The 23,041-nt window shown below is 63.0% G+C and carries 19 protein-coding genes and 1 tRNA gene; 6 read left to right on the plus strand and 14 right to left on the minus strand.

The features are described from left to right. Positions 1-110: 110 nt before the first annotated feature. The 8 genes from AC4PRM_RS15230 to AC4PRM_RS15265 are packed head-to-tail and all read right to left on the minus strand — an operon-like array spanning position 111 to position 7,879. Positions 111-500 (minus strand): response regulator, encoded by a 390-nt coding sequence (locus AC4PRM_RS15230; RefSeq protein WP_373258864.1) that lies wholly within the window; start codon positions 498-500, stop codon positions 111-113. Then, positions 500-1,534 (minus strand): protein-glutamate methylesterase/protein-glutamine glutaminase, encoded by a 1,035-nt coding sequence (locus tag AC4PRM_RS15235; protein WP_373258863.1) that lies wholly within the window; start codon positions 1,532-1,534, stop codon positions 500-502. The genes AC4PRM_RS15230 and AC4PRM_RS15235 overlap by 1 nt, the downstream gene beginning before the upstream one ends. Then, positions 1,531-2,376 carry a CheR family methyltransferase gene (locus AC4PRM_RS15240; RefSeq protein WP_492040506.1) on the minus strand — a complete coding sequence of 282 codons (846 nt, stop codon included), beginning with the start codon at positions 2,374-2,376 and terminating at the stop codon, positions 1,531-1,533. Before AC4PRM_RS15240 ends, AC4PRM_RS15235 begins: the two co-directional genes overlap by 4 nt. Next, the gene (locus AC4PRM_RS15245; RefSeq protein ID WP_492040507.1) at positions 2,373-2,840 is read right to left on the minus strand and encodes a chemotaxis protein CheW; all 468 of its coding nucleotides are present in this window, start codon (positions 2,838-2,840) and stop codon (positions 2,373-2,375) included. Before AC4PRM_RS15245 ends, AC4PRM_RS15240 begins: the two co-directional genes overlap by 4 nt. Before the next feature lie 9 nt (positions 2,841-2,849). Next, a complete protein-coding gene (locus AC4PRM_RS15250) occupies positions 2,850-5,030 on the minus strand; it encodes a chemotaxis protein CheA (protein ID WP_492040508.1) in 2,181 nt (726 codons plus the stop codon). Between the two features lie 7 nt (positions 5,031-5,037). After that, complete coding sequence (locus AC4PRM_RS15255; RefSeq protein ID WP_373258858.1) at positions 5,038-5,403, minus strand: response regulator; 366 nt, start codon at positions 5,401-5,403, stop codon at positions 5,038-5,040. Beyond that, complete coding sequence (locus AC4PRM_RS15260) at positions 5,400-5,669, minus strand: STAS domain-containing protein (RefSeq protein WP_373258857.1); 270 nt, start codon at positions 5,667-5,669, stop codon at positions 5,400-5,402. The genes AC4PRM_RS15255 and AC4PRM_RS15260 overlap by 4 nt, the downstream gene beginning before the upstream one ends. Continuing rightward, positions 5,669-7,879, minus strand: a complete 2,211-nt coding sequence (locus AC4PRM_RS15265) for a methyl-accepting chemotaxis protein (RefSeq protein WP_492040509.1) — start codon at positions 7,877-7,879, stop codon at positions 5,669-5,671. Before AC4PRM_RS15265 ends, AC4PRM_RS15260 begins: the two co-directional genes overlap by 1 nt. Positions 7,880-7,886: 7 nt before the next feature. Here AC4PRM_RS15265 and AC4PRM_RS15270 point away from each other — a divergent pair, with 7 nt between their 5' ends. After that, positions 7,887-8,369: a MarR family transcriptional regulator gene (locus tag AC4PRM_RS15270; protein ID WP_373258854.1), complete on the plus strand. Its 483-nt coding sequence runs from the start codon at positions 7,887-7,889 to the stop codon at positions 8,367-8,369. A 447-nt stretch (positions 8,370-8,816) separates the two neighbouring features. Here AC4PRM_RS15270 and AC4PRM_RS15275 read toward each other — a convergent pair whose 3' ends face one another. Together AC4PRM_RS15275 and fdxA are read right to left on the minus strand one after the other, a co-directional pair. Continuing rightward, positions 8,817-9,380, minus strand: a complete 564-nt coding sequence (locus AC4PRM_RS15275; RefSeq protein WP_373258853.1) for a CarD family transcriptional regulator — start codon at positions 9,378-9,380, stop codon at positions 8,817-8,819. 301 nt (positions 9,381-9,681) lie between these two features. Next, positions 9,682-10,023, minus strand: coding sequence for a ferredoxin FdxA (fdxA, locus tag AC4PRM_RS15280; protein ID WP_492040510.1), 342 nt, complete (start codon positions 10,021-10,023; stop codon positions 9,682-9,684). Positions 10,024-10,205: 182 nt separating this feature from the next. Here fdxA and AC4PRM_RS15285 point away from each other — a divergent pair, with 182 nt between their 5' ends. Beyond that, positions 10,206-10,832, plus strand: a complete 627-nt coding sequence (locus AC4PRM_RS15285; RefSeq protein WP_492040511.1) for a YceI family protein — start codon at positions 10,206-10,208, stop codon at positions 10,830-10,832. Between the two features lie 3 nt (positions 10,833-10,835). On the opposite strand, the gene AC4PRM_RS15290 is transcribed toward AC4PRM_RS15285, so the two are convergent. Genes AC4PRM_RS15290 through AC4PRM_RS15300 form a run of 3 tightly spaced genes read right to left on the minus strand, consistent with a single transcriptional unit; the run spans position 10,836 to position 14,082 of the window. Then, positions 10,836-11,114, minus strand: a complete 279-nt coding sequence (locus AC4PRM_RS15290; RefSeq protein WP_492040512.1) for an RNA-binding S4 domain-containing protein — start codon at positions 11,112-11,114, stop codon at positions 10,836-10,838. After that, positions 11,115-13,613, minus strand: a complete 2,499-nt coding sequence (locus AC4PRM_RS15295; protein WP_492040513.1) for a helicase-related protein — start codon at positions 13,611-13,613, stop codon at positions 11,115-11,117. 34 nt (positions 13,614-13,647) lie between these two features. Continuing rightward, positions 13,648-14,082, minus strand: coding sequence for an ABA4-like family protein (locus AC4PRM_RS15300; RefSeq protein ID WP_492040514.1), 435 nt, complete (start codon positions 14,080-14,082; stop codon positions 13,648-13,650). Between the two features lie 255 nt (positions 14,083-14,337). On the opposite strand from AC4PRM_RS15300, the gene AC4PRM_RS15305 reads away from it, so the two are divergent. Beyond that, positions 14,338-14,414: transfer RNA gene (locus AC4PRM_RS15305), tRNA-Arg, on the plus strand. 295 nt (positions 14,415-14,709) lie between these two features. Here the strand turns inward: AC4PRM_RS15305 and AC4PRM_RS15310 are convergent. After that, positions 14,710-18,537, minus strand: coding sequence for a hypothetical protein (locus AC4PRM_RS15310; protein WP_492040515.1), 3,828 nt, complete (start codon positions 18,535-18,537; stop codon positions 14,710-14,712). 488 nt (positions 18,538-19,025) lie between these two features. Between AC4PRM_RS15310 and AC4PRM_RS15315 the strand changes: the two genes are divergently transcribed. From AC4PRM_RS15315 to AC4PRM_RS15325, 3 genes are read left to right on the plus strand one after another with little or no spacing between them, the layout of a single operon-like run. Then, positions 19,026-19,358: an AAA family ATPase gene (locus AC4PRM_RS15315; protein ID WP_492040516.1), complete on the plus strand. Its 333-nt coding sequence runs from the start codon at positions 19,026-19,028 to the stop codon at positions 19,356-19,358. Next, positions 19,277-21,268, plus strand: a complete 1,992-nt coding sequence (locus AC4PRM_RS15320) for an ATP-dependent nuclease (protein ID WP_492040517.1) — start codon at positions 19,277-19,279, stop codon at positions 21,266-21,268. The genes AC4PRM_RS15315 and AC4PRM_RS15320 overlap by 82 nt, the downstream gene beginning before the upstream one ends. Next, positions 21,265-23,007: a UvrD-helicase domain-containing protein gene (locus tag AC4PRM_RS15325; RefSeq protein ID WP_492040518.1), complete on the plus strand. Its 1,743-nt coding sequence runs from the start codon at positions 21,265-21,267 to the stop codon at positions 23,005-23,007. Before AC4PRM_RS15320 ends, AC4PRM_RS15325 begins: the two co-directional genes overlap by 4 nt. The last annotated feature ends 34 nt before the right edge of the window (positions 23,008-23,041 follow it).

Genomic DNA, 23,041 nt, shown 5'->3' on the forward strand with positions numbered 1-23,041 from the left:
CGAAACACAGCTGCCCAAAATAGTCGTCAGGCAGACTCTGTGATCGGTGCTGACCTCATGCCGGCCTTGAACGACATGGATCCGGCGCTCGCCGATGGGTGCGCCTGTCATCATGTCAGCGGCCCGTAAACGTCTTCGATTTTCTGACGCAGCGTGGCGACCGTGAAAGGCTTGACCAGGTAGTTGTTGACGCCAAACTGGACGGCGCGCTTGACCAGATCGCCATCTGCGCGACCGGTCAGCATGATAAATCCAATAGACTTGAGCTGAGGGGCGGCGCGCACAGCACGCAGCAGATTCAGACCGTCGAGCTTTGGCATGTTGTAGTCGGAGATGACGAGATTCACCGGACTGCCCAGCAGCTGGCGCAGCCCGTCCTCCCCGTCCGACGCTTCACGGATATCGGTCATGCCGATCTCACGAAGACCGTTTCGCACAAGCGATCGCATCGTCTGCTGGTCATCAATCACCATAACTTTTACCGAAGCAGCAGCCGGCATCACGCGGTCCCTTTCACTTGATTGCGGCTGGCCGACAGTGCGGCCGAGGCGATGCGATGCAGGGGCAACTGACGCAGGACGGCACCCAGTTCGTCAGCAACCCTGGGCATGCCGAATACGACTGAGCTGGCTTCATCCTGACCGATCGTGGCTCCGCCCGCCTGTCGGATGGAAAGCAGGCCTGCGGCACCGTCGCTGCCCATTCCGGTAAGAATGACACCTACGCTGTTACTTGCAGCAGCAATGGCCACGGAGCGAAACAGGGCATCTACCGAGGGGCGGTGCCCACTGACCAGATCGCCCTCAATCAGTCGGGCGATCAGTTGGCTCCCGAGTCGGTTGACTGTGAGGTGACGCATTCCGCCAGGTGCGAGGTAGATATGGCCGGGTTGCAAGATATCGCCATCCCTGGCTTCCCCCACATGCGGCGCGCAATGGCGGTCGAGACGGCCAGCGAAACTGGTCGTGAAGTTTGCTGGCATGTGCTGGGTGACGACGGTCGGCGGGCAATGCTGTGGGAACGCGCCCAGCACGGTCATCAGAGCTTCAACTCCACCCGTCGAGGCACCGATGGCAATCATACGATCGCCAGGCTGGTAGGGGTTGTCGATGGCGGGGCGCGGCGCGTCTGACCTGGCTGCTACCCTAGCGCTGGCCGCCTGCGCCACGACTTCGGCCAAGGTCTCAAAGCTGCCGTCGTCGCTACCCGTCGGCTTGCCCACGCAATCGACCGCGCCGCGCTCCAAGGCCGACAAAGAGGCCTCGGCACCGGCTTGTGTCAAGGTCGAGACCATGACGACCGGGATCGGATGCAACCGCATCAGACGATCCAGGAACTCCAGACCGTTCATGTTGGGCATTTCGACGTCCAGCGTGATGACGTCTGGTCGCATTTCCCGGATGTAGGTGCGGGCTTCCAGCGGATCGCCTGCTTCGCCCACAACCTCCAGATCGGCACGCCTGGTCAGGGCCATCCGGATGATCGCCCGCATGGTCGGCGAGTCGTCCACGATTACTACACGGTGGCGCTTCACACTGGCCTCCGTCGATAGATGGTCAGGCCGTCCGGCTGCAGGTGCGCCGATTCCGCCCTTTCGGAGTGTCCGATATACAGACGTCCCTCTGGCATCAGTGCCTGAGCAAAACGATCCCAAAGGCGTTTCTGGGTGGCGTCGTCGAAGTAGATAGCGACATTGCGGCAGAAGATGACGTCGAACTGCCCCTTCATCGGCCAGGCCTCATGCAGGTTCAGCACACCAAATCGCACCAGCCGCCGGACGTCGTCACTGAGCGTCGGTTGTCCCTCGGCGCGGTTGATGGTCCGCGAGGCCATATCTTCAGGCACCGGCTTGAGATCGTCCTGCGAGTATGTCGCCCGCCGAGCCGTTTCGATCACTTGCGGATCAATATCGGTCGCCAGGATCCGCACATCCAGATCGGCCGCATTCGGCAGTTCTGCCAGAACCGTCATGGCAATGGAGTAGGGTTCATGCCCCAGCGAACACCCCGCGGACCAGAGCCGGATGCGACCTCCAGACGCGGCCCGGGGCCCCAGATGGTGACGAAACTGTTGGCGCAGCGCGTCGAAGTGGTGAGGCTCGCGAAAGAAGCGCGTCACATTTGTGGTCAGGGCGCTGAGAAGCGCAGACCGCTCGACCTCGCCGGTCGGGCCGTCCAGGATTGCGCAATACTCAGAGAAACTGTTCAGGCCCAACGCCCGCAGGCGTTTGCCAAGACGCGAATAGACGAGCGTGGCCTTGCTGGCGGGCAATGCAATGCCAGAGGCCGCGTAAAGCGTGTCTGCGATCATGCGGAAGTCGCCATGGGTGAAGGCGAACTCACCTTCCACAAGCGCGGTTTTGCGCAGCGCGCTCATGCCGCTTCCTCGACAGTGACTTCGGGCAGCAACCCGTCCAGGGCGATCAGACTGATCATCCGCCCGTCGACAGGGATCACACCCTTGACGAAGCCTCGCACGACCTCGCAGGCGATGTCCGGCGTAACCTGTATGGTTTCGTCCGAAACCGTCAGTATGTCTGAAACCGCTTCGACCAGCAGGCCGACTGTCCGCAGGCCGACACGGGCGACGATGATGACATGGCGCGCGGACGGCGTGGCCGTGCCCAGACCCAGCCGGCAGCTCAGATCGATGATCGGAAGGACCGCACCCCGCAGGTTGATCACGCCGCGCACATAGGCGGGCGATTGCGGCAGCGATGTCGCCGGCGTCCAGCCGCGGATCTCCCGGACCGACCGGATATCGACGCAGAACTCCTGCTCGCCAATCGTAAAGGCGATCAGTTCCTGGGGATTGAGCACATTGGTTTGGGCTTGGGTCATGGCAATCACTCAGCTGGCCTGCGCCTGAAGCAAGGGACGGGCGGTCGTGCGTTTGCGACTGGCGATTAAGCCGTCGACATCCAGGATCAGGGCGACACGTCCGTCCCCGAGAATGGTCGCAGCCGCGACCCCTTCGACCTGACGATAATTCTGCTCCAGGCTCTTGATCACCACTTGCCGCTGACCCTGGATTGCGTCGACGCGAAGGGCCGCCAGCCCCCCTAATTCGCTCTCGACCAACAGGGTGACGCCCCCTGCCGGCCCCTCATTACCGCTCGCCCAGCCTAGAGATGGGGCCACGTCGATGAGTGGGACGTGACTTCCGCGAACGGCCAGCACGGTGCCCTCTGGTCCAAGCCTGCGGACGTCGATGGCCTTGGGTTGCAGGCTTTCGACGATGACATTGATCGGAACCACGAGGGTATGATCACCCACGCTGACGACCATTCCATCGAGCACGGCCAACGTCAGCGGCAGGCTCAGCGTGAAAACCGAGCCTTCGCCGGGCCGCGATGTGATGACGATTCTTCCCCCCAGAGCCTGGATCGATCGCTTGACCACATCCATGCCGACACCCCGACCGGAGATATCGGAGATCGCTTCAGCGGTCGAAAAGCCCGGCGCGAAGATAAGATTGTCGACTTCTTCGTCTGACAGGATGGCATCCGCCGCCACGATACCGCGATCAACGGCAATGGCGCGGACCCTTTCGCGATCAATGCCGCGACCATCGTCTGCAACCTCGATGACGATGCGGCCGGAGCGGTGCTGGGCACTCAGCCGTACCGTACCTTCTTCGGCCTTGCCGGCTGCCACTCGACGGTCCGGGCTTTCCAGTCCGTGGTCGATCGCATTGCGGATCATGTGGGTTATGGGGTCCGACAGACGCTCGATGACTGTCTTGTCGACCTCAGTCCCTTCCCCCTCGGTGACCAGCCGAACCTTCTTGCCTGTAGCCGCGGCGACCTCGCGCACCAGTCGCGGCATCCGCTGGAAAACCGACTTCACGGGCTGGGCACGGATAGCCATGACACTGTCCTGGATCTCGCGCGTCAGCTGCTCCAGATCGTCCAATCCCAGAGCGATCGTGCTGGAGCGTGCCAGCCCGGCTTCGACAACGCGCTGGGCCAGCATGGCCTGATTGATGACGAGCTCGCCCACCAGGTCGATCAGTCGATCGACGCGCTCTAGATCGACACGGATGGTCGTCTGCACCAGAGCTTCGGGTCGATTTCCGGTGACGGAAGTGACGTCTGACTGCGCCAACGGCTGGACCGGCCTGTGAGTAGGTGCCGCCGTTTCGGTCTCGGCCGCCACATTCGCCTCACGCATCAGCCGGTCAAGGAGTTGCTCCGGGCTCTCGGCTTCGACTGCGTTCGGTGAGGCCGGTACGGGGTCATCGAATGACGCAACTTCCTCGGCCCCTACGCTTCCCGCTAAGACGTGCAGCTCGCAGTCCCCCTGCACGAACTCGAACACATCACGGATCTGGCTTTCACCAATGGCGGCATCGGCACAGAGTTGCACGCTCCACGTGAGGACCGGTTCCGTCACGACCTTGTCGGGCAGGCTTGGCACAACCTCTTGGTCGACGACCACTCGTGTGGTTCCGAGGCGGTCTAGCTCGCGGATCAGCAGGATCGCATCGTTGGCATTTCGGTACAGGGCTGCTGCCGGCTTGAACCGGATGGTCCAGTCGTTATCAGGCGTCAGAATAGCCTGAGGCGTCTCATCCAGGTCGAGCGCCAGCATCTGCGGCACGAATGAGATGTCGTGACCGTCATCCGCAGGGTTCATCAAGGCTTCGACACCGGTGAACTGCTGCAGATCGGATACGATCAACGCTGCGTTGACTGTATCGACGGGCGGCCCTCCCTTGGCAGCGGTCACGTGGTCTGTCAGTGCATCCGCTGCCCGCAGCAGCACGGCGACAATGTCGGGGTCGACTGCCAGCTTGCCGCTGCGGACATCGTCCAGAGTCGTCTCGAAGACGTGTGCGAAGCGGACGAGGTCCTCAAGACCAAAGGCTCCGGCACCACCTTTTACGGAGTGCACGGCGCGAAACACGGCATTGACCGTCTCATGATCGCCGTTGCCGTCCTGAAGCGACAGCAGCCCCATCTCGAGGTCGCCCAGCAGCTCTTCGCATTCCTGGAAAAACGTCGCGCGGATTGCCTCCATGGGATCCATGGCGGCCTCAGGCAGCGACCCGACGCACGGCGTCGATCAGTTTGATGGGATCGAAAGGCTTGACGATCCAGCCGGTCGCACCTGCGGATCGTGCACGCAGCTTCTTGTCCTGATCGCTTTCGGTCGTGAGGACTAGAATCGGCACGGCACCGTGGCGCTGCGACCGCCGCACGCCTTCGATAAAGCCGAAGCCGTCCATATTGGGCATGTTGATGTCCGTAATGATCACGTCCGGACTGCTGTCATTCAGGACTTCCAGACCATGGACCCCGTCCACCGCCTGGACGACCGTGAAGCTGGCATCCGTCAGGGCCAGTCTCAGCATGTCGCGCATGGTGCGACTGTCATCTACGGTCAACACGATCTTGCTCACGCTGCCTCTCCCGCGCTCAGTCCCAGGCTCAACCGATCGAACACATCCATCAGGACAGTGGTCGGCTCCACGATCCGCAGCTTCACGCCATCCTCACGCCAGGTTCGGAACGTCGCGAGTAAGAGCTCGACGCCCAGTCCATTGACGCGTTCGACGTCATCACCTGCCAGGTCGAGGTCCTGGCCGCGCATTGCGAGAATCTGTTCCTTCAACGGCTCGAGCGCGTTTCCTTCGAGCCTCCTGGGCAGGCCAAGCACGGCAGTCATCAGAACTCCTCCCATTCCGCTTCGGTCGTGGGCTTCAGGGCGAGCGCCCCGTTGACACGGGGAGGCGGCGCATAGCGCTTCGCAAAGTCGGCAATGCGTCCCTGCGAATCAGCAAGCGCCGGGTTGGACGACATCGCCGGACGAGGCGAAGGCCGGGCGGTGGCCGCGCTGATACCGGTCAGCTGGAAGCGTCCGACCAGCTTGGCCAACTGGTCCGTCTCTTGGGTCAGGCTGTGGCTGGCGGCGGTGGATTGCTCGACCATCGCAGCGTTCTGCTGGGTGGCCTGATCCATCTGGTTCACGGCGGTATTGATCTCGCTCAGTGCGGTGGACTGCTCCTGGGCGGACGCCGTGATCTCGGCCATCAAGCCGTTGATCTCCAGAACGCGACCGACGATGGCGGTCAGAGCCTCACCTGTCTGTCCGACGAGGCTGACGCCTGTCTTGACCTGCTGCGTCGATGCGGAGATCAGCGACTTGATCTCCTTGGCAGCCTCTGCCGAACGTTGGGCCAGCGCCCTCACTTCGGAGGCCACCACGGCGAAGCCTCGGCCCGCCTCGCCAGCGCGTGCCGCCTCGACGCCCGCGTTCAATGCCAGCAGATTGGTCTGGAACGCGATCTCGTCGATCACCCCGATGATCTGGCTGATCTGGGTTGCTGAGGACTCGATCGCGCCCATGGCATCGACGGCTTTGCTCACGACCTCGCTGGACCGTTCGGCATCATCCCGCGCTGCGACCACGACTTCGCCCGCTCTGGAAGCCCCCTCGGCTGTGCGCCTCACCGTTGCGGTGATTTCATCCAGAGCGGCAGCCGTTTGCTCAAGGGTTGCTGCCTGCTGTTCTGTACGACGTGAGAGATCGTCCGCGGCCTGACTGATTTCGCCCGCGCCTGTCCGCATTGTCAGGGTGTTCGACGCAATCTCGGACATCGCGGATTCGAGGCGGTCCATAGCCCCGTTGAAGTCGGTCTTGAGCTGCTCATAGTCGCCATCGAACGGGGCACTGATGCGTGTCGTCAGGTTCCCGTCCGCGACGTCGGACAAAGCACGCGCGGTTTCATCGACGACGAAGGCCTGAGCCTTCTCGGCAAGTTCACGCTGATCTTCCATCGCCGTGATGTTTGTGGCCATCTTGATGACCTTCACCGGCAGGCCATCCGTTCCCATCACCGGGCAGTAGGTCGCCAGCAGCACAAGGCGCTGACCGGTCTTGTCATAACGGACAAACTTTTCCGTCAACGGGCGCCCGAGCCGGAGCTGCTTCCAGAACTGGCGATATTCCTCGCTGGCCCCGTAGTCCTTGTCGAGGAACAGGCGGTGATGCTGTCCGACGATCTCGTCGAGATCGTAGCGCATGGTTTTCAGGAACAGCGAGTTTGCGGTCAGGATTCGACCGTCCATGTCGAACTCGATCGTGGCCTGGGACTGATCCAGAGCCTGGACGATGCCTTGCATGGTCAGCATGAGGCGCTCGTTATCCTCTCGCGCCTTGGCACCCATGGCCTCGGCCTCGGCGCGGGCCGTTTCGGCTGCCTGCAGATAAAGCGAGATGACGAAATCCATGTCGAGCATGGCCGCCTTCATGACCGCCGAGAGCGTGGATCCCAGTGCCTCGCCGGTGTCATGACGTCCAAAGCGTTTGCGCCGGCTTTCGTGATCTCGGACAATCGCCTTCATCAGGCCATCCATCACCAGCGCGTAGCCGCCTATGTACCAGCGCGGCTCCAGCCCGATCCGCGCATGGGTCGTCCCGATTCGCTGCACCCCCTTGACATATCCGCGGTCAAAGGCACCCGTTGCGATGATCGACCAGTGTCGCGCCTGGGCTCCCTTGGCCCCAGAGATATGGCTTTCGCTGCCGAACAGCTTGGCCACGTCCGGAAAGCGGCGCACCTGATCGTAGAAGGCATCGAGGCTTGCGGGCAAAGCCTGTTCGATGATGGGCTTGGCTTTCGCTAGCGCAGTCTGTGCCTCCTGATCCAAGGCGATGAAGGCGAGGCGTTCTTGGAGGGCAAGGTTATCGGACATGCAATGGGCCCTAGGGTTGCTTATGCCAGCATTCTGCGCACCTCCACCTAAGCGAGCGTTCGCAATCGTTGATCCGCGTAACGTGTGCAACCTGAAGCGATTTCCTTCTGTAATGAATGGTAGTGGAATCTTTGGATATCGCGGGCATTCGAGATGGGTTGAGGCTGTTCCGTTGGACAAACCAAAGATGACGACCCTCGATTGCAGTGCCGAAATCCCGAGCAGCGGTGCTGATGTGCTCGCGCTTTTGGCGAACGCTGAAGCCCTTAGACCTCTAAGCAGCGGATTGCGCAGTTCACGGATGAAGGCGCTACGCCTGATCCAGGCAGCCGGTCGGCGGGGCATCAGTCAGGCGGCGCTGGCCAGCGAGATGGGCGTTTCGCATGCGGCCGTATCTCGCCTGTGCGACGAGCTTGAAGCGGGTGCCGTGATTGTCCGCACAACCCACCAGTTCGACCGGCGGATGAAGACACTGCATCTGTCAGAGACCGGTGTGAAACAGGTGGAGCACTGCGATCGCGCTACGCTTGCGAAGGCCGCGGGGGCGATTCCGCTCTTGAATCAGGGCGGGCCCGCTTCAGTCTCTGATCTTTTCCACCAGATGGTGATGCAGATGCAATCAAACCCATGTGCATTGCTCTGCCAACACTGCCTGATTGGCGGTTGCTGACACTCAAAGCCAAAAGAGTTCCTGAGGCTGCTTCGCCTCGGAGACGTCTGGGTGAAGGCGAGGCGCAGGATTCTCTCGAGCTCCATATGCCGTAGAGGCGTTGTTTATTCGAGGAAAACTGAAGCCTGCCAAGCCTTTCGTGCGGGTTCGACTCCCGCCGCCCCCTTAAAAGTCATGAATGATTCTAGGGCTTTAGAGTTTCCTCTTTTGGGCGGACGCCCTCCCAACCGTGAACATTCGGGATCCAGCGCCGCGTGTGCCACACCAAACCTGATAGCTTTTGGCGGTCGGCCAACACTGAATCTTGCTGCGTCAGAGCAAGCGCCAGGACCTGAACTTCAGAATGTCTGCCAAGGGTGGCAAGCGCAACATGGTGCCGGCCTAAAAGGAAAAGGCCCGGTGTTCCCACCGGGCCTTTCCGCATTCAGTCGACAAGACGTGATCAGATCACGCGGCTTCGGCTTCTTCTGCGTCTTCAGCGGCAGCCTCGGCGGCGGCGATGACGGCCTTCTTGGCACTCAGGGACTTGGCCAGCAGTTCGACGGCGGCTTCCTTGTCGATCTTGTTGGCGGCGGCGACTTCGCGGGCCATGCGATCCAGGGCCGATTCATACAGCTGGCGCTCGGAATAGGACTGCTCCGGCTGGCTGTCGGCGCGGTGCAGATCGCGGACCACCTCGGCGATGCAGACCAGATCGCCCGAGTTGATCTTGGCTTCATATTCCTGGGCGCGGCGGCTCCACATGGTGCGCTTGATGCGGGCGCGGCCCTTCAGCGTGGTCAGGGCGCGGGTCACGACGTCGTCGGCGGCCAGCGAACGCAAGCCGGCCGTCTTGGCCTTCTTGGTGGGGACGCGCAGGGTCATCTTCTCGTGGTCGAAGGTCACGACATAGACCTCCAGCGACATGCCGGCGACTTCCTGGGTCTCGACCGCCGCGACCTTGCCGACGCCGTGCGCCGGATAGACGACCGCGTCGCCAACCTTGAATTCCAGACCACTCTTGCTCGTCATGTCATTCCTTTCACGGCGCAGGTGAAGGGCGAGACGTCGTCACACAGTCGAAAGCACTGCGACCCCCGGTGGCGAACCCCCGTGGGTCGATCTTACAGTCGTCAAACGCGAAAACGGATCACCGAACCTCTGGCCGACTTCACCTGCGTGGGTGAAGTTCTGTCGCAAACGCGGGCGGCGCGAGAAAATCGCAGACCGCCCGTCCCAATAGGGTGAACCTATCACAAATCTGCGGAATTTCAAAACGTCCGCAGGCTGAGCTTGCGGCTGGGGCATACAGCGACCCCGACGGGCGCGATTCTCAGGAACCCGTGCCCGGCTTCTCGGAGAAGTATTTCTCGAACTTGCCGGTTTCCCGCTCATATTGCTCGCGGTCTTCGGGTGGCGTGCCCTTGACCGTGATGTTGGGCCAGACCTTGGCGTATTCGGCATTGACCTGTAGCCACTTGCCGTCCGGCTCGTCCTCTGTGTCGGGCACGATGGCGTCGACGGGGCATTCCGGCTCGCAGACCCCGCAGTCGATGCATTCGTCGGGCGCGATGACCAGGAAGTTCTCCCCCTCATAGAAGCAGTCCACCGGACACACCTCGACGCAGTCCATGAACTTGCACTTCACGCAGGCGTCGGTGACGATATAGGTCATGGGCGAACGGGATCGGTCTGGCTGGAATGGCGGGACGGGTTGCGCAGATGACCCCGCAAGCCGGAAGTGTCAACCGAACGGCGCGGAATGCGGCGTCACGCCCCTTGCCAAGCCTGCCATCGCCTCTATCTGTTACAGTTCTGATTGCAGTTCGTAATTTCAAGCTTTGACAGGAGCCTTCCATGAACCGTCTCGTCCGCTATTCCCTCGCCGGTGCAGCCGCCGCTGCCCTGATGACCTCCGGTGCCGTCGTCGCCCGCACCCAGGCGACCCAGGTGCCTGCCGAGGTCCGCGCCGGGACCTATGCCCTGGACGCTGCTCACGGCAAGATCACCTGGTCGGTCGATCACCTGGGCTTTTCCACCTACTACGGCCAGTTCGTGAACGTGCAGGCCGAGCTGAAGCTGGACCCCGCCAATCCGTCGGCCTCGACCCTGACGGCGACCATTCCCCTGACGGATGTGGATTCCAACTCCGATGGTCTGGATGCGCATCTGCAGACCGCAGACTTTTTCGACACGGCCAACCATCCGACCGCGACCTTCGTCTCACGCTCGATCACCATCGACGCCGATGATCCGACCGAGGCTGATGTACTGGGCGACCTGACCATTCGCGGCGTCACCCGTCCCGTGACCATGGAGGTCGAGTTCAACCAGGCCGGTCCGTCGATGGGCAACACCTACAAGGTCGGCTTCGACGGCGAGGCGACGATCAAACGCTCCGAATTCGGCGTGAACTATGCGCTGCCGGCCGTGTCGGACGAGGTGAAACTGCATCTCGAGGGCGAGTTCGTCCTGCAACAATAGAGGTCAGTCCGCCTCGATCAGGGCATACAGGGCGCGGGCCTCCTCCGCCGGTCCGCGCCGCTCGCCCAGTGCTTCCACCGTCAGATCGATCAGGCGTGGGCCGACCATGAAGGTCAGGCCGTCGCCGACGTGAACACAGCGGCTGGGCTTGTCCAGTCGCACCTGACGCCCCGCATGGGTGATCCGCACCGCGCCTTGTTCGACCAGTGTCGCGGCCATCGACCGCGTCTTCACGAACCGCGCGCGCCATAGCCAGACATCGATGCGGCAGGCCTCAACCATTCACGACCCGCTCACCCCAACAGCCTTCTTCCGTCGGGGCCGCCGACGCTTGGCGCTGTCCGGAGCCGGCGTTGGCTGGGTCAGGGCCGACAAGGCCGCGAACGGCGAATCCTTAAGCGGGCGAACTGAGCGTTCCGTGGTTTGCGCCGGTTGTGTCCGCTTGGATTTCAGGGCCGCGGACAACGCCTGAGCCTCGCCTTTCGTCAGGTTCAAGGCAGCCAGATCGGCCTCGCTGACGGTGCCTTTGCCTTTAGCCCGCGCCTCGCCGATCGCCTCCAGCACATCCACCGACAGGGCCCATCGCCCGACGGCTCTCAGCCCGAACGCGGACAGCAGGCGCGGGGAGGGGGCGGGATCGGGCAGCAGGGTTAGCGTACCCGCAGGCCGGAACGGCTCGCGCGCCACAAAGGCCTGCGCTACCGCACGGGGGCGGTCCTTCAGCAGGGCGGGCAGCCAGACGGAGTGCGCTCCCACCCGGATCCCGAACGTCTTCAGCGTGCGCCGCTCGACCTGGCTCAGCGCCGCCAGATCCCGCTCGACATCGCGCCGATCCAGCATGCCGCCGCTCTCCAGCAGGCGGAAGGCGAGGCCGCGCGGCAAGCCTTTCAGCGCGCCGGTCTCCACCGCCGTCCTCAGCCGACGCAGGGGACGCAGCGCGCGTCCGGCCTCCGCTGCCAGCCAGGCCTCCAGCCGGCGCTGCGCCCGCTCGCGCGCGGCGACAGGCCCTAGTTCACCCAGCAGGCGGACCCTGGGCGCGAACCAGTCTCCGCCCGTGACCTGACCGGCCTGAGCTCCGCGCCACAGCACCGCGCCGTCTGGCAGGACCGCAAAGGCGTCGTCGGTATCGGCGGCCAGCCGGCCCAGCCGCCGGGCGATCTCTGGCGTCACGGCCTGACGCGCCGCGTGGCGCAGGGCGCGATCTTCCAGGGCCCCGGCCCCCTTTTCGATCTGGAAGTCGATCCCGTTCAACTGGCCGACCGCATGACCCTCGACGACCACGGCTCCATCGCTGCCGACGTCGGCGACCGTATCCTCGGTCACGTTCAGCGCCCGCATGAGGGCTGTGGTGCGCCGGTCCACGAACCGCGCCGTCAGCCGTTCGTGCAGCACGTCCGATAGCCGCTCCTCCAGCGCCTTGGTCTTGTCGCGCCAACCCTGCGCTCCATCCAGCCAGTCGGGACGATTGGCGATGTAAGACAGCGTCCGCACGCCACTCAGCCGGGCCGACAGCTGATCGATCTGGCCGTCGTCGCGGTCCACCTCGGCAAAGCGCGGCGCGATCCAGTCCTGGGTCAGCCGGCCATGCCGCCCGGTCAGGGCCTGGAAGATTTCCTTCGACAGCCTTGCATGTTCGTCCAGCGTCGTCTTCTGGAAGTCGGGCAGCTGACACGCCTCCCACAGCCGCATGATGGTCCCGCGCGACCGGCTGATGCGGGCCACGTCCTCATCCTTGATCGCGCGCCGCAGCAGGGTCTCGTCCAGCGCCGGCTGGGTCAGGTTCAGGCCGCGAAAGCCGGACGTCACCGTCAGCGACCGCAACAGGTCGGGCAGGGTGTCGAAGTCCAGCCGAGCATTGCGCCACTCCGCCGCCTCGACCGGATCGAACCGGTGCTCCACCACCTGTTCGACGATGTCCTGATCCAGCTCGGTCGCCTCGGCGGTGACGCCGAAGGTGCCGTCGCGCAGGTGCCGTCCCGCACGGCCCGCGATCTGGCCAATCTCATGCGCATGCAGCCAGCGGGTGCGCCGCCCGTCGAACTTGCGCAGGCCCGCAAAGGCGACATGGTCCACGTCCATGTTCAGCCCCATGCCGATGGCGTCGGTCGCGACCAGAAAGTCCACCTCGCCCGACTGGAACAGCTCGACCTGGGCGTTGCGGGTGCGGGGCGAGAGGCTGCCCATGACCACGGCTGCGCCCCCGCGCTGGCGACGGATCAGCTCGGCGATGGCATAGACCTGATCGGTGGAGAAGGCGACGATGGCGCTGCGCGGCGGCAGGCGGGTCAGCTTCTTGGAGCCCGCATAGGTCAGCGTCGATAGCCGTTCGCGCGTGACGATCTCCACATCCGGGATCAGCGAGCGGATGAGGGGGGCCATAGTGCCGGCGCCCAGGAACATCGTCTCGAACCGCCCGCGCGCATGCAGCAGTCGCTGGGTGAACACATGACCGCGTTCCGGGTCGGCGACCAGCTGGATCTCGTCGATGGCCAAAAACTCGACCTGCCGCTCCACGGGCATGGCCTCGACGGTACAGACGAAGAACTGGGCCCGTGGCGGGACGATCTTCTCCTCGCCGGTGACCAGGGCCACCGACGACACGCCGCGCCGCTTGACGATCCGGTCGTAGATCTCGCGCGCCAGCAAACGCAGCGGCAGGCCGATCATGCCCGAGGCATGGCCCAGCATCCGCTCCACCGCAAGATGGGTCTTGCCGGTATTGGTGGGCCCCAGGACCGCGACGACGCGGGAAGGAGCCTGGCCGGTCGAACGGTCGCTCATGATATCGATAAGGTGGCGACTTCGCGCTGGTTCCTCAAGCAGTGCGGTGCGACCGCGACAATCCCGCCCGCGCGGCCAGATAGACCAGCAGTCCTATCGGACCCGCCATCAGGGTCAGGAACAGCACCGGCGCCATGGCCCAATGCGGCACGCCGCGTTTGCCGGCGTCCTCCACGGCCCAGGCCCCGACCCACAGGTCGAACGCCAGATAGTGGACCCAGCCGACCAGCACCGCCTCGGGTCGGGAAAACAGGGCCGTGACGCCTTCCAGAGACGTAAACCCGCCGCCTTCGGTGCCGCCGCCTGCCAGCGAGGTGGTCAGCAATCCCGCATAGGCCAAGGCCAGCGTCACGCCGATCACGCGCGCGGCCAGCACCAGCCGGCCCCTCGCCAGCGGCGCAAAAGCGAGGACGATCCACCCCAACAGAGCGATCAGATTGGCGATGTCGAACAGGCGTTCGGTGGTCATGGCGGCAACATCTCCCTGAAGGATTAATGCGCGTAAACGCCTTGGCGGAACAGGGGCGAAACGAATCAGGACCGAATCAGTGACACCGCCCGATTCGGGGTTTGTTCTCCACAAGATATTGTATCTTAACGACGATTAACCACAATCGCTTTTCGGCAGCGTCCGGCGCGGGCGAGGCTTCTGCCGGGACGACGACGGTTTTGATTATCTGCCCGCTTCCCCCGCGCCGCTTCTGACGCTAGTTCACGCTCGCGTGGTCCCGTAGCTCAGCCGGATAGAGCAAGGCTTTCCTAAAGCAGAGGTCGGGGGTTCGAGTCCCTCCGGGATCGCCACCTTTTTGTGTCGGGAAAACTTAGAACCGGCTCAAAACCAGCTAAGAATGGCTCAACACGCGAGCGAGTCGCAAAAGCGAGATCGCCACGCCTTCGCGACCCTTTGATAGCAGCCTCGTGTCTGCTTCTGACTCATCGCGGACCCTCAGAGGGTCCGCTCGAAGGCTTGTCGGCGGCTGAAGCGGCGGCCTCATTAAGCGTGAGGCGTTACACCCATAATTCAGTGCCGCTTACCGGCGGGATTCAGCGACAGTAGCGTTGCGCCAGATCCCCCCTGAGTGTCCGTTGCAATACTTCAGTTTTCGCCGAGGTCGTCGTCGCCATCGCGTCGCTGAAGGTGGGCGATGAGATCGAGACAGATCATCGCGGCCTGAAGATGCTCCATCGACTCCGCGACCGGGGGGCGATCACCATGGCCGACCGAGGCGACATCGGCGGCGAAGGCGATCTCACCGTCTTCGATCATGCGCAGGAATTCAGCCAGCGACGCCGGGAAGTCCGGAAGCTCGCCGCGCAATCCATGGATCAGGGCGGCGTGGCTCTCATCGCGCCTCCGGATCGCCGCCGCGAGCGCGTCGTGCTCGCCTTCCGGGCGCCCGGCTGTGGCGTAGTCGAACTGGCGGATCGCATCGATCTCGAAGAGCGCGTCGAGCAACACCCCGAGGCGGGCGGTCTGCGTCTCCTCGAGCAGGGTACAGCCCGCCTTGCGCAGCCGATCGTCGGCCGCGCCCGGTCCGGGATATGCGGTCGACCACCCTTCGATTGTCCGGCGACTGATCACGAGCCCATGAACACTGGGGGCGAGCGTCAGCCGGCGGCCCTCGCCGACGACGCCCTTCAGCGTCTCCCAGTGCTTGAGGGCGATCGGAATGAAGTCCGCCTGGGTTTCGACATCGATCACGATCATGACGCTGGCGAAGGGCCAGTCGACCGACGCGTCGCGTTCGGGAAGGACTTGGACCATCCCCGTCAGTCCCAGGGCGACGACCTGACGCTCGACCGTGGCCTTGAGCGCGTCGAGCTGCCGCGTTCGTGCGGCCGCCGCCTGATGGGCGACGAGCCGTAGCGCGTTGCCCTTGCGAGCGGCCTTCGCATCCTTGGCCCACAGCGCGGCAGGCTTCCCGCCGCGACGGGCGGATTCGCCTGCGATGACCTGGAGCGCGAGGGTCATGTCCCGCAGGCGATCGAACAGCGGTGCCGGGTCCCTGTCGATCAACAGCCAGGGCTCGAGCCGCGCCTTGTCGATGCGGTCGAGCAACCCGTTCGTCCAGACGAGAAAGGCGCCGTGCGCGTCGGGGACAGCCGCGAACTTGCGAGGCAGTTCGGTCGAGGCATCGTGGATCACGCTCTGCAGATCCGAGACATAGGCTCCGCTTTCCCGCGCAGGGCCGCCGACGTCGACGGCAGCGCCGGCGGGAGAGGTCAGGTGTCGGGAGATTTCGTAGGCCTCGCCCAGTCGGTCGAGCGAATTCTGCGTCACGAGCTTGCCACGCAGATACGCCTCGAACACAGCGTCGAGCGCGTCGAGCGCCGTCGCCAGTCCGGTATAACTGCGTTCGAGAAAGTCTGTGTAGCTCTTGGCGCCCAACTGCGCCGACGTCGCGCCCATCCATCGGCGGTTCCAGCGGGGGATCGAGGCGGCAGGCGCATTGCTGCGCGGTATTCGCTTCACCGCAAGCGGATAGTCCCGGAAGCCCGCGGGCTCACCGTCGGGCGCGATCGCGCTGACCGCGGCGATTTCGGCGTCAGGAACAAGCGCGAACAGACTGTCGACGATAGCGACGACCTCCGCGTGGACGTCGCTCTGGACGCTTGGCACCACAAGCCGGATCTCGCCATGTACGACCCGGCCGTCGGCCTCATCCGCAACACCGAAAGGCGAAGACCAAAGCGTTTCCGCATGAAGGCGATCAAGAAGAGTCTGTTGGCCTGCGGCGTCGACAACCGCTTGCGCCAGCGCGCGATCGAAGAAGGCCAGCGTTCCGAGAAACGAAATGACGGTCTCGAGACTGTGTGCTGCGAGGTCGAACGTCCGATGGCGCAGGGCGTCAATGAGCGGACTGGCATCCGCGCCGATCAGACTGGCCAAGAACATCTCGACACGCTCGAGATCGGCGGAGGCGAACGCCAGGAGCGTCTCTGGCGCCATGCGCGCCAGCAGCGACCCCCTGAGGTCCTCACCGCCCGCCGCCAGCAGGTCAGCCGAAGCGGCGTTGTATTGCTCAAGCTGCGGCAAATCGATCGGCGTGGCGCCGGGAATGCCGAACATCACTGCGGTGCTGACGTGCGCCGGTGCGATGCCCCGTGCGGTCACCGTCGGGATCCACGCCGCCAAGGTCGTATGAATCTGGCGCTGGCCAAGCCCGCGGAACGCCGCAGCCGCGGCGTCGGGATCGGGCTCGATCGCGAAACGCGCAGCCAGCGCTACAAGCAGCGCCTCGAGCCCTTCGGCATCCAGATCGGCAATGGCGGCGATCGCCTCGAGCGAAGTCGCGGGGATCGTCGGGATCGCGTCCGCGACCGTCGCCTCGAGCGTGGGTGGGGGCATGCGATGCGTCAGCGTCAGCAGATGTTTCGACCGCAGCTGGTGCATACCGCCGACCAGGCCGTCGCGAGCTTCGCGCACCAGATGCTCGTCGACGAGACGGCGCATCGCCCGCCCGAGGTCGCCGTCGCTGACCTGAAGCTGTCGCGCGAGCTTCGTGGTGTCGACGAGCGCGGAGGCCGCGCCCGCGAAACTGGTCACGCGCAGGATCCTCAGTTCGAGGTCGCGGTTTTCGCGTTCGCGGCGATCCACCTGCGCGGTGAGCACGTCGATCATCCGATCGCCCTGCGTCAGGATATGCGCGTATTCGAGCATTAGACCGCCCGACATCGCCCAGGGCTCGCGCCAGCCGGCCCAGATCGTTGCGCCGCGTTCCCGCAGCTCGGTCCAGAGGCGCTCGGCGAGGCCCTCATCGGGTTCGGCGCGAACCTCGCCAACACGCGCGCGCGTCTCGATCTGGAAGAGATCTTCTTCGCGGATGGAGCCGAGCATCACCACGCCCGACCCCGCCGGCGTCCCCCGCGACAGCGCATCCCACGCCGGATGCAGGTCGCCGCCGACATCGTCGAACACGAAACCGACTGGCGCGCTCGCTGATGCGCGCAACGCCCGTGCAAGCCGGACGAGCGCCGGAACCTGCGCCTCCGTCGCCGTGCGGACGCGATACCAGCGGATGACGTGCCGCGTGGTCGCCGCGGCATCCCACATCAAGGCGGACTTTCCCGCGCCGGACGGACCGATCGCGAGCGCCTGTCCCCGCCGACCGAGCGCTTCAACCAAGGCCGTGCGCGCCTCGGGGCGCTCTGCGACCAAGCCGGCGGCAAGATGCCCCGGTTCGACATCCACACCGAGATAGAAGTCGGGGTCGTCGACTGGCGTCAGGAAGTCGATCGCCTCGCAAATCCCATCACGGAGCGCGGCGTCCATGTCGCCGAGCGACACTAGGGCGCGCATGCCGTCAATCAGGGCGCTGACGTCGGTCCGGGTGATCGATTCAAAGGCGCCGGCTTTTACCGTGCCGTTCACATCGGACAGTCGCCCCACCTGGTGCAGCACGCTGGCGTAGTGGATCGATCCTTCCGCCGAGGTGCAGTCGAGCGTCTCGGCGATGACCGCGATCGCGTCCTCCATGGGCGCGGTGACGACCATGATCCGCGTTTTCGCCGCCAGTGTCGCGAAGCGCGGATCATCGCGGAGCTTCGGCGCCGCCAGAATAACTTCTGGAAGCATCTGCAGCGTCGTCAGCGCTGGAGCATCCTTGAACGGCCGTTCGAGGATCAGCCAGAGTTCGTCGGGTTCGATGGCGGCGGCGTCGTGCCGGTCCCACAGTTCGATCACGAAGGTCGCCACGCCGCTGAGCGGGAAGGGACCGACATCGTCGCGTCTCGACTTGATCTGCGCGAAGACCCGCGCCGTCGCGCTTTCGAGATCGCAGTCGTCGTTGCCCTCCGGGATGATGCGGCCGAAGAGCGAGACCTCCGCCCAGCCCTGCACCGCCAGCAAGGCCGCGACAGCGTCCTGGTAGCGGAAGCCGCGTCCGGCGCGCGAGCCAGCAGTGTTAATCGGAGACTTGGCCACGGGCGTGCTCATTTGGCGCCGAAGGCGCAGGTTGAAAGAAAGACGCGCCGACGCGTCCAACCTTTTTAGAGAGGTGCTCGGCCAGGCGGAACATCCCACTGGCCGGATACTACGAACTACGCCCTGCCGCAGGGTGTTCGGTCAAAGCACGGACTTATCGGCTTTCCTTATCATGCTCGTGGGACTGACCTGCAGCCAAGTGAGCCCGGCGCCGCATGGGGAAGGCGGGCGTTCGCTGTGCTTTTCCACTCCATTGTGGCGAGGGGTTGTATGTCGCCTTCCGAGCACAATGCTCATGTCCACTGTTGGCGCTTCTGAGACCTTGAGGTTTGACCGCCGCTCGTGACTCATAGGGGAAGTTCGAGTGGCGCGTTTCACGGCACGCCGCCTTTCCCAACTACCTGCCCGATCAGCGTCATTTCGATACTACCGTTGGCTGCGCTGATGATCTAGCTTCCTGTCAGAGATTGAAAAGTGGGGCCAGCTTCGTGAAAATAAGCCAACTGAAAGTCAAAAACTTCCGCCTACTGCATGACGTCTCACTTCAGATTGAAAAAGAGACGACGGTGGTTGTGGGTAGGAACAACTGCGGCAAAACGTCATTGTCTGACGTCATCAGAAAGTTTCTCTCAGAAAAGAGTAGCTTCGAGATCGCTGACTTCTCCAGTGCATCCTACGAAAACTTCTGTGCGCGCATCGGGCCTACCTCAAGAACGCGAACCCGCAGGAGGTCCGCGCTTTGGTCCCGACGATCGAGCTTCGCATTCACGTCGAATATGACCCGGCCGTTCCAGAATTCGGGCCGTTGCAGGAGTTCGTAATCGACACTGACGACACATGTACCGAGGCAGTGATCGTCTGTCGGCGTGCTCTGGCTGAGGGTCGCATTGATTCACTCTTCGACAGCCACGGCGAGGTCGTACTGGAAGGCGATCCAGCGCAGCACACCGAAGCGGACAAGCTCGCACTCTTCCGAAGCCTGGCCGAACGCATCCCCAGCCACTTCACTACACGTATGTGGGCCGAGGATCCCAATGACTCGACAAACACGCGTGAGGTGACGCCGACGGCCGTCGCGAAGCTTTTGTCGCTTGGTTTCGTGAACGCTCAGCGCGGGCTTGATGGGACCGGCAGCCGTGACACTGACGTTTTGGCGAAGGTACTTGAGGGCCTCTTCCAAAGTGCTTCTGTTTCGACAGCCGACGGTTCGCAAAAGGATATCGCCGAAGGGCTCAAGAAAGCTGTCGAGGAAATCCAGACGGGGATCGATAGGGACTTCAAGGAACAACTGGCCAAGCTCATGCCGGCCATCGAATATTTTGGCTATCCGGGCCTGGATAGCGGCCCGCTCTATCCGGAAACGAAGCTCGAAATTGGCAAGCTCCTGACCAATTTCACCAAGGTCCAGTACGCGGGTCACAACGGCGTCCAGCTTCCAGAGTCCTACAACGGCCTCGGCTACCGGAACCTCCTTTACATACTTCTCAAGATCGTTGGGTTCTTCCGCGAATTCCGCGCGCACGCTCAGGCACCCGGCCTCCAGCTCATCGTGATTGAAGAACCTGAGGCGCACTTGCACCCTCAGATGCAGGAAGTCTTCATTCGGCAGCTTCCATTGATCGTCAAAAGGCTGTGCTCACTCGAGGGAGAGAACGTCACCTGGCCAGTGCAGTTTATCGTCTCGACCCACTCTCCGCATGTCGCGAACGAAGCGAGGTTCGATACCATCCGCTATTTTGCGATCACGTCGAAGGATCAACCTGTCGGCGTCCGTTGCACGGAAGTTAGGGATTTAAGTAGCGACCTCGCGGGCCTCAAAGGGCCAGTCGCAAACTTCCTGCACCAGTATCTCACGCTAACGCGATGCGACCTATTTTTCGCGGACAAAGCGATCTTGATCGAGGGCACAACAGAGCGGTTGATGCTGCCGCAGGTGATGCGAGCATTGGAGCAGGCCGATCCATCCCTGAAGCTCGGCAGTCAGTACACGACGATCATGGAGGTCGGCGGTGCATACGCCCAACTATTCATACCTCTGCTGCAATTCCTTGGACTTCGAAGCCTGATCGTGACCGACCTGGATGCGGTAAGGAAGAACGAGAATGGCAAGCTCGAAGCGTGCCTCGTCCACGAGGGAAAGAGTACGAGCAACTCGTGCATCAAGAGCTGGTTCGCTGAGGTCGAGCCCGATCCGCTGGTCCCTGCGGAAGCTGAAGACGTCGAAGAGGCGCAGGCAAAGGCGGCTGTCGAAGCCGTAGCCGAAGCGGTCGTAGATCTCGCTCATGATGACGAGGATGAGTTGAAGGAGGGCACGACCCTGTTCGACCTCGCAGGCGCGACAACAGCTGACGCTGCGAAGAAGACCCGCGGATCGGTCCGCATTGCCTATCAAGTCCCAGAGGCGGATGGGGGGCCATGTGGCCGCACATTTGAAGATGCTTTCATCCTCGCAAACCAAGGCTTGTTTGGCATAACCGGCACCACGAACGAGTCGCTCGCGAAAGCAGCTGCCGATAAGGCGGCCAAGCAGAAGAAGTCCAAATTTGCTCTAACCTACGCCATCGGCAAGACGAACTGGACGACGCCCCGTTACATTAAAGATGGCGTAGTTTGGCTTGCCGGCAGCAACGCGGCTGTCGTCGATCCTGGCGTGGCGCTGGCGGCTGAAGCACAGGCTGCGAACGCGATTGAAGTTCTTGGAGAAGAGACGATCACGGGAGCCGCCGAATGAGTGAGGCGGTGGAACTCAATCCTGCTGAAGCGGCGGCGGTTCTCTCTTGGGACGAGCTTCGCGGCTACCTCGATGACGGGTCGAGCTTCGTCTTCGAAGCGGGGGCCGGGGCTGGGAAGACCTTCTCGCTGGTCGAGTCGCTGCGACACATTCTGAAAAATCGCTCCCGCGAACTCCAACGGTACCATCAGCAAGTTGCCTGCATCACCTACACCAACGTAGCGCGCGATATGATCGTCGCTCAGACGGACGGTCATCCGGCGATCTACTGTGATACCACCCACGCCTTCGCGTGGATGCTCATCAGCGGCTTTCAAAAACGGCTCGTCGAACTCGTGCCCACGCTTTCCAGTTGGGCCGACCGCGTTGAGGAGCTGGACGCAGCCAACATTAGAGGCGTTGGTTACGCCCTCGGGCGGCGTACGATCGAGGACGGCACCGCCAATCTGCACCACGACGATATCTTTCCGATGTTCATAGAGCTGATGAAATCGGAGAAATTTCGGAATGCAGTGACGTCGCGGTTCCCGATTGTGTTGGTCGATGAGTACCAAGACAGCAATAAGTCCCTCGTCCAGTGCTTATCATCTCACTTCCTCGGCCAGCCGAAGTCACCGCAGTTTGGATTCTTCGGCGATCACTGGCAGCGCATCTACGATGACACCTGCGGAGCCATCGAACATGAATCGCTGAAGCGTATCGGGAAGAAGGCCAACTTCCGCAGTGCAAAGCCGATCGTCGATTCTCTGAACCTGATGCGGCCAGAGCTTGCCCAAGCGGTGAAAGACCCTTCTGCGCCTGGCTCGGTGCACGTCTTCCACACGAACGGGTGGGCCGGATCACGGGAAACGAAAAACCACTGGCAGGGTGACTTGCCTGGCACGAAGGCCGCAAGCGCGCTGACAAAGGTGCGCGCGACGCTGGCTGCTGAGCATGGCTGGGATTTTGCGGGCGACACCAAGATTCTGATGCTCACCCATCGGGCACTCGCGACTGAGATGGGCTACAACTCAATGCGGGACGTCTTCAGCTACGCCGACTCCTATACGAGAAAGTCGAACGAGGTTATCGCGTACTTTCACGAGCATCTCGAACCGGCGGCGCGCGCCTTCCTCGACGGGAAGTACGGCGCGATGTTCGAGGCCATTGATGCCCGGCGGCCGGTTATGTCTGGACCGGCGGACAAGGCGAAATGGGCGGGCGCAATGAAGCGCCTTTGCGAGCTGCGTGGTATCGGCACGGTCGGCGACGTCATTGCCCACCTTCAGGCCACACAGCTGCCGATCTTGTCGGACGCGGTCGAGCGTCAGGAGAAGGATTTGGCCGATGTAATCGCCGTTGGGGGGGAGCTGTCGAGCCGCCAGAAGGAACTGAGCAAGCTGCACAAAGTCGCCTACGCGGACGTCATTGCGCTTTGCACTTACCTCGACGGCCACTCGCCGTTTCAAACCAAGCACGGCGTGAAGGGCGATCAGTTCGAGAACGTGCTCGTCGTATTTGGTCGCGGTTGGAATGAGTATGACTTCAACGCCTATCTGGGAATGGCGAGTAATACGGCTCAGATAGCGGCCAAGCCCGCCGCCTATGAGCGCTATCGCAATCTGTTCTATGTTGCGGTTTCTCGTCCGAAGCGTCGTCTTGCACTCCTGTTCACGCAGAAGCTGGACCCGTCGGCGATGGCGACGCTCACAGACTGGTTTGGACAGCATCCCATTCTCGATATCGGGTCCACGCTCTAGCGCGCTGGCAGCAGGTGCGCATCACCCAGGATAG

The organism is Brevundimonas sp. DW-iso22, from assembly GCF_058725425.1.